Origin of the sequence: Kordia sp. (genome assembly GCF_045105435.1) — a bacterium.
Classification (GTDB): Bacteria; Bacteroidota; Bacteroidia; order Flavobacteriales; family Flavobacteriaceae; genus Kordia.
Genome location: NZ_JBGCDL010000382.1, coordinates 1 through 7662, shown reverse-complemented (window position 1 = coordinate 7662; position 7662 = coordinate 1). Strand labels below are relative to the sequence as shown.

Below are 7662 nucleotides of genomic sequence, written 5' to 3'. Positions count from 1 at the left end.
TTTTTGCTTGCTGCTACTGGTTTGCCCGTGGTTTTCTATTTCTTTATTGTCTTTTTACCATACTTACCTTTGTCGTTTGTCGCATTGGTTTTTGCTGGCGCAGGATTCTTGCTATTGACACCAATTGTATTGATGATTTTACAATACAAAATTATGTCGAGACAGTTTGCAAGCATCGCACAAAAATATACCCGAAAAAGAGTACTGATTTTGAGTTTTGTCTGTGTTTCTTTGGTTCCGATTGCTTTTTTAGGCTTTTGCATCGATCATAAAAACTACCTCAACGAAATTATTGCAGAAACCGATCAGTTTGACGCTTCCGACAGAAATTACAAAGATCATGATGTTGAAAAACTACGGTATATTTTTAAAAAAATGCAAAAAGATAACCAAAGACTTTCTGTGAAACATGTTCAAAAAAGATTGCCCTTACTTTCTGTTTTTTACGATTGGTATGTGTTTGATAATTTGCAGATTTCCGAACAAAAAAAAGCAGAAATTGAACGTTTATTTTTTGGAAAAGAATTTTTTGCTTGGAATAATTACAATCCGCCAATACAAACAAATACAACACTAACGTATACTAGCAACACCGAATATATTGCCAAAGATGATTTTTATAAAACGCAAATCGATTTAAAAATCACCAATATTGGCAATGTTGCTGTAGGTGAATTTCAAAGTCAATTTACCTTACCAAAAGACGTATTTATTACCGATTATTATTTGGACATTGAAGGCAGAAGAACCCACGGAATTTTAGCTGAAAAGAAAGCCGCCAATTGGGTCTATAATCGCGTTACAGCAAGACGTATTGATCCTGGAATTTTACAATATGTATATGGAAATGTGCTTTCTTTAAAGATTTTTCCTTTCGGGAAAGATCAAACACGCACTTCTGGTTTTACATTGTACCACCGAACTCCTGTACATTTTTCTATCAACGATACGCCAATTGCTATTGAGGTACATCCATTGGCACAAGATATTATGGAATTGGGCACGAATTCGTTTTACATTCCAACGAAAGTGAAAAAAGAACTTCCAAAAGCATCATTGCCTGTAACGTATTATTTTTTGGTAGATAATACTACTAAAGGCGCTTCATTTAGAAAGCAATTTAAAGAAGATTTTGAGATGTTTTCAACAGAAATTCAAGAAGAAATAAACGTGCTATATGTTGATGCAGATGTAAATTGGGGAACGCCGACAACACCGAAAGAGAGTTCGTTTAATTACCGAAAAGCCATCAAGCAAATTCAATATTTGCATCGCGATCAGAAGCGTATTCCGTATGTAATTGTGTATGCGCCTTATAAAAATAGATTAACAGGAAAATACCTATCGCAAGAGATTGACAAAGCGTTTCCGTTTGATAATTTGGTAGAATGTTCGCATTGGAATAAGAAATTGCCCAAAACGATTGAATTGCTCACATTTTCAAGAAATGAGCAATCGTATTTTATTAGAAATAACGATGAACCTTCGTTGTTGAATTTGGATACAACGGATGATTTGGCAATTCATTTTGCTGGAAACCCATATTTGAAAGCGCTTCAATTACGATTGTTCCACGATGTAAATGATTTAAATCCGAAACGAAAAAAAGCCTATTGGTTGCACGCGTTGCGCGAAAGTTTTACGCAGCATGTATTGACACACAGTACCACTTTTATTTCACTAGAAACAAAGGCGCAAGAGGAAACTTTGTTACAATTTCAAGAAGATATTATGAATGAAGACTATACTGAAAAAACGGGTTCGGAAACACGTCGTATGAGTGAACCGTATTTTTGGTTGTTGTTACTTGTTGTTATTTTTATGATTGGAAAACAGAAACTACAAGATACAAAAGAAGCTGTCTGAAAAGTCATAATTTCGTCAAACCGAACTTGATTCGGTTTCTCATAACAGTTAAAAATCAACTTAATGAGATGCTGGATCAAGTCCAGAATGACGGCTTTTTAAATTTTTCAGACAGCCTTTTTGTCTATTTATTATTTTAAGGTTTTTAACAACCTGAATCTACTACTAGATCAATTGAAGCTGTTATAAAACAACCTGTTCCCGTATTTTCTACTCGAACAAAAATTGTTTCTTGGCTTCCACTCGCATTTGTGTATGTTGTTGGAATGGCATTTATATTATTATCTGCATCTTGAACTGTTGCATGAAAAGTAATCGTTAATCCCGTTTGTCCTTGTGCTATTTGCGGTTGCAACTGTGCAAGATCAAACGTAGCAAAACCATCAGCATTACCATCGCACTCGGTTAGCGTAATTGGATCAAATCCGTTAGGTATTGCATTAACATTACATTGCAGTGTAGAAACTTGGAAAGCGCCTGTTGCAGGGTTTTCAATTCTTACAAAAATTATGACACTGTCAAATACTTGATACGGAGAAACTAATGCTCCAATGTTGGCATCAGCATCTGCTTGTGTTAAGTGATAGCTTATCACAACATTAGGATCAGAATTGGAGTAATACGGATTCATAGCTGTAAGATCTATTGAGGCGCCATTAACAGGATCGGCACATACATCTAAGCTTCCTGTGGTTGGGTAACTTGACGTATCATCATTAATAATTGTAACCAAACCTTCTGAAAGTTGGTTGACAATATTGTCTGAAAATGCAGTTCCTCTTACTATAAACACTTCATCTGTTTCAGAATCGGCATCGTCAATTATAGGAATTGTAACACTACCAGATACTTGTCCCGCCGGAATTGTCAATGTTTGTACTGTTGTTGTATAATCCATTGGATTTGTGGCAGTTTCATCAAATGTTGAAATACTTATTACTGTGTCAGCTGCAGATGGAATATCGAGCGTAACAGGTACAGTGGCGACTCCATTATCTTCTGTGACATTGATAGATGCTACTGTAAAAGTTACACCTTGATCATCATCTAAAATAATTACTGCGGCTCCAACATTTTGTCCTGGTGGATTTAATAAGTTTCCTGATACGATACTTGCCGACACTGAAAATTCTTCTGTTTGTTCCACATTTGCATCATCAATAATTGGCACTGAAAAGTCTACTGATAATTGTCCTGCCGGAATTGTTAATGTTTGAACCGTTGTTGTATAATCTAACGATTGTGAAGCAGTTCCGTTGAAAGTAGATATACTTATTACGGTATCTGTATCACTTGGCACATCTAACGTAACAGGAATTACTGCTGTACCATCACCTTCATTAACCGTTACATCGTTTATACTTAAGGTAGCTACTGGCTGTGTGAATGGATCATTAGGATCGTTTGGATTACTTGTTCCACTTGGCATTAAAGCTGTACTTGGATTGTCTATTCCTGTGATTTCTTCGCAATCTGTAAGTCCATCACCATCACTATCTACATAACTCCAATATAGATATACTTCTCCAATTGCAGTTTGGCTTGATGTGTTGTTTGTAGCAACTACATAGATGAGTTGTGTATTACTGTTTAAGTCAGCAATAGAAACTCCGAAAGGTGAACTTAACGGACTTGATTCTGCCAATGCATCTGCTTCTGTACGGTAGAACGCGTAGGTATGTAAATCGTTTCCGTTGGAAGCGATCACTGCATCTAAATCGAATTGTACAGGATCGCAACCTGTTCCTAGAGCGTCTGTTGAAAATACCATTACATCTTCGGCATCTAAGTAATCTGGTGTTCCATCGCCATCACTATCATCATTCGTTGGATCGTTGTCTCCATCATAATCTTCATCTGCGGTGTTAATTCCGTCACCATCATCATCTGCATCTTGGTAATTTGGAATTCCATCATCATCTGTATCATCATTGGAAAGGTCGTTATCACCATTTACATCTTCAAACGTATCAAATACGCCATCTTCATCCGTATCTTCAAATCCTGTACAAGAACTTAAAGCGCCTATATCAATAGTTGCAGATCCATCTAAGGTTCCTGTAATGATTTCGGTAATTTGGTTATTGATGACATCAACACCTTTTAATGAGTATTCTAACGTATCACAATAAGAAATTGTGTAGCTGATAGTTCCGTCTGTTACAGGAATAATTTCAGAATTTCCGTTGATGAATAATTGAATATATCCATCCGTTACATTATCGCCATCACAATTTACAAAAGTACCTTCTATCGTAGATGTGTTTTGGTTGCCTGTTACCGTTACAGTGACAGTAGTATCTGTTGCATACGGTCCAACTGTAGTTGTAAATGGCTCTCCTGGACATAATGGATTTGGTACAGTTACTGTTAATTCTTCATCAGCTGGCACAAAACCACATTCTACTCCTAAATAGTCTGTATATCCGTAAGTTCCTGTAGCATTTAATAATGAAGAGTATATATCTAATTCTGTGTATGTTAATGGTCTTCCTCCTTCGTCTACTAATTCGATACAAAGGTAAATTGATGGATAAGGAAAGTCATAATTCCAAAAAGAAAAGTGACTTACTTCTCCAACATACATATTTCCTTGTAAGGTTGCTAGTCCTTCTTCTACCCAATATCCTGCTTCTTCATCAAAATGCCATAAAGGAATTGTTGCTGGCGGATTTACAGAGTTTGCTGGTACAGGCATTGAAATCTGTGATGTGCTTCCTTCCGAAAGTTGCAATATATCTCCTGAACTACTCATAAGTTCAACAGCAATCATTCCGTAGGTTTCTAAAGCTACAGCATCACCTGCTCCATCTTGTGCTAATAACATTCCTGGCATCATTGCCTGCATGTTTTCGTCTTCCGGACTTAAATGTTTTAGTACAACATCTACTTGTCCGCTATATGGTGTTCCATCTTGGCGTGTGTAGTTTCCGCTAAAAGATACTTCTGTTCCATTGCTAAGGTTTACCATGGCAGTTTCGCCAGAAGTAATTGTAGCAATGACATCTTCTTCTAGTAACATGATTTCTACACGATTTACCTCGGTAGTTGAAGGCGCTAAAGATCTTGAACCTTTGAGATAGCCTGTTTTTTCGGCACTTATGTATGCGAATTTTTCAAATACTTCGGAGCTTGAAGCTGAAAACATACCAAATAAATCGGTAGTTGTTACAGTAGTTCCAATTCGGATGGTAACTCCTTGAATTGGGTTGTTTTCTTCATCAATGATACGCCCAAGAAAGCGCGCATTTACTGAGGTTCCAAAATTTTCTTCAAAGTTAATTGGTGTTACGGGTTGCTCTTCTTCTGCGACTTGTTGTGGGATAACATTGTCATCGTTTTCACAGGAAAATGTGCACAACAACAGTGTACAGCATAGCAATACGAGTGTTTTTTTCATCGGTTTTGATTAGTTTGTTTACTAAGATAACAATTTAGTAACAAATATTCCTACCTTTGGGAAACACATTTCCTTATTTCAGAAGCTCATTGTAGCTTTTCAAAAATATTTTTTACAGAACTTTGAAATAAAAAGCTTATTTGCCTTCTATATAGTCTTGAAGATACGAATAGCGTTCCGTCAGTTTGCCATTTTCTGTCATTTTAGCTCTTGCCAACACGCCATCTTTGTCTCCATTATAAAAAGCAGGAATTACATGTGTTAAAAACATGTCTCCAAAACCTTCACTTGCGTCTTTTGGTAATTCGCATGGTAAATTATCTACAGCCATCACAGTGATTGCATTTTCAGCATTGAAAGCGACTTCAGTTTCTGTTTGTGGATCGTAGCCATAAAACGGGTCTGCTATTGTTGAAGGGCGAATGGTACTTGCCACAGGACCATCAATATCGCAAGAAATATCGGCTACTAGATTGATTTTAAATGCTGGATGTTTGGCATCTTCTCGTGTAAATAAGAAAGGTGCTCCATCACCATAAAAATGTCCAGCAATGAAGAAATCTGTTTCTTTTGCATACGGCATAAAGTTGCTTTCATAACCGCTTGGATCGTTGTAAAATTTATACTTATCGCCTACTTTACCATCTACACGTTTACTGTATTCCATTACATCGACCATGCAATATACGGGTTCTGTAAATTTTGAGGTTAGGTACAACGCATCACTAACTTCTTTGATGCCTAAATGATCTAGAATTTCTTTTGCTCCATAGGCTACTTTTCCTGTTCCAGAAAGTAAAATTTTAATGTTTGGAATGGTGATTTTGTCCAATTCTTTTTTAACAGCATCTAAGTCTGCTAGTGTTTCTACTTTTGGCAGATGGAACAATTCATCGCGCAAGCCCAAAGCACGAAAACCGTTATACGCACCAACTAAACCTGCGTAACGCCCGAAACCGATCAAACGTCCGCCATTGTCTTTTGTGATGACTTCATGATCGTACATTTCAATGTTTTTAGCCAACATTATTTGTAATAATTTACGATTATACGGTTGCTTTTTGATAGTGTGCGAAAAGAAAAAATATTTTTTGTTTGGAATTAAATGATCGAGCGGTACTTCTTTTACACCGATCATTACATCACAATCAGACACATCATCAGTGACTTCAAATCCTTTTCCCGCGTATGCTTTATCAGTAAACACGCGAATATCAGAGCTTTCTACTTTAAAAGTTGCTTCTGAAAACTGGGCATTAGCTTCTGCAAGTTTCTCTGGAGAGAATACTACACGTCTGTCTGGCGGATTTTTACGTTCTTTGATGATGGCGAATTTCATAGCTTTTTTCTGTTAAATTATCAGCAATTATATATACTGACAGGATTTAGTTTGGTATATTTTTTGTTCTAAAGTAATAGTATTTGGAACAAAAACACAAAATTATTAAAATTTGTACTATTTTTGCTATCCTTTTTACAATTTAAAAGTAAAAGTTCTTAAACATATTGGGGTCGACTGGTTTTGACAGCGAGTCGAATTGGAGTGTAAGCACGTCGAGCGCTGGGATATAGCTCGTAAATATCATATTTCAAACTTTTTAAATGGCGAAAATAACTACGCTTTAGCTGCCTAATCTGAATTATAGTAGGATAAGCCCAGTTTCCGTTAGACGGAAAAGCTGAATGTCTCGTGATAGCCCTTGTTGCCGGCGATCATACTTGAGGCACCATAAAAGACAACATCGAAACTGCGTAACTTCGCCGTAGTTTTTACAACTAAGAAGATAAGCTTATAGTAGGCGGTTTTTGGTCAGCTATTTGTCGAAAATTAAACAAGAACTAAGCGTGTAGAAAGCATTTTAATTGCTTGTTTGGACGAGAGTTCGATTCTCTCCGACTCCACTAAAGCCCTTTTAATCATTTGATTTTAAGGGTTTTATTTTTTGAGTTGACATTATCGTTGACAGAAGTAGTATTTTTATCTTTGTTTTTCAGTTTCACTTAATCTTTGAATAGTTCATTTATTACTATTCTAAATTTTCAATCAAGTAGTCTAAAGATTTGATTTGATAATCTTCTTTTTGATAGTCATTCGTTTCGGTGAATGTTACCAATTGTTCATAAAGGTTGTTTGTGAGAATGAAAAAGTATATCCCGTTTTTGATGTTCTTTTCAGTTTCAAAATCATGTTTGTACTTTTCCAGTTCCGACTTTTTTTGCTTCAATTCTTTTAATAAAGCTCTGTTTACTTCTTTTTGATTTGTCATAAATATAAGTTTAACTGTTATTTGATAGTGTCAAATATAAGCCTAAATACAATTAAATACAAGTTAATATATGATTCGAATGTTGGTAATAAAAGTTTAACTACTATTTGCTACATTTGCTTAGAAAAT

4 protein-coding genes and 1 other RNA gene are annotated in these 7662 nt (G+C 35.9%); 2 read left to right on the top strand and 3 right to left on the bottom strand.

Annotated elements, in window-relative coordinates:
• A partial coding sequence (locus AB8B65_RS19375) for an MSEP-CTERM sorting domain-containing protein (RefSeq protein WP_405302934.1) occupies positions 1–1866 on the top strand: 1866 nt, incomplete at its 5' end.
• Positions 1867–2011: 145 nt separating this feature from the next.
• Here AB8B65_RS19375 and AB8B65_RS19370 read toward each other — a convergent pair.
• On the bottom strand, positions 2012–5266 hold the full coding sequence (locus AB8B65_RS19370) for a Calx-beta domain-containing protein (protein WP_405302933.1): 3255 nt from the start codon (positions 5264–5266) through the stop codon (positions 2012–2014).
• Positions 5267–5402: 136 nt separating this feature from the next.
• On the bottom strand, positions 5403–6605 hold the full coding sequence (locus AB8B65_RS19365) for an NAD(P)-dependent oxidoreductase (RefSeq protein WP_405302932.1): 1203 nt from the start codon (positions 6603–6605) through the stop codon (positions 5403–5405).
• Between the two features lie 169 nt (positions 6606–6774).
• Between AB8B65_RS19365 and ssrA the strand changes: the two genes are divergently transcribed.
• Positions 6775–7171: a transfer-messenger RNA gene (gene ssrA / locus AB8B65_RS19360) on the top strand.
• Positions 7172–7293: 122 nt separating this feature from the next.
• Here ssrA and AB8B65_RS19355 read toward each other — a convergent pair.
• Positions 7294–7533 carry a hypothetical protein gene (locus tag AB8B65_RS19355; protein ID WP_405302931.1) on the bottom strand — a complete coding sequence of 80 codons (240 nt, stop codon included), beginning with the start codon at positions 7531–7533 and terminating at the stop codon, positions 7294–7296.
• Positions 7534–7662: the final 129 nt, after the last annotated feature.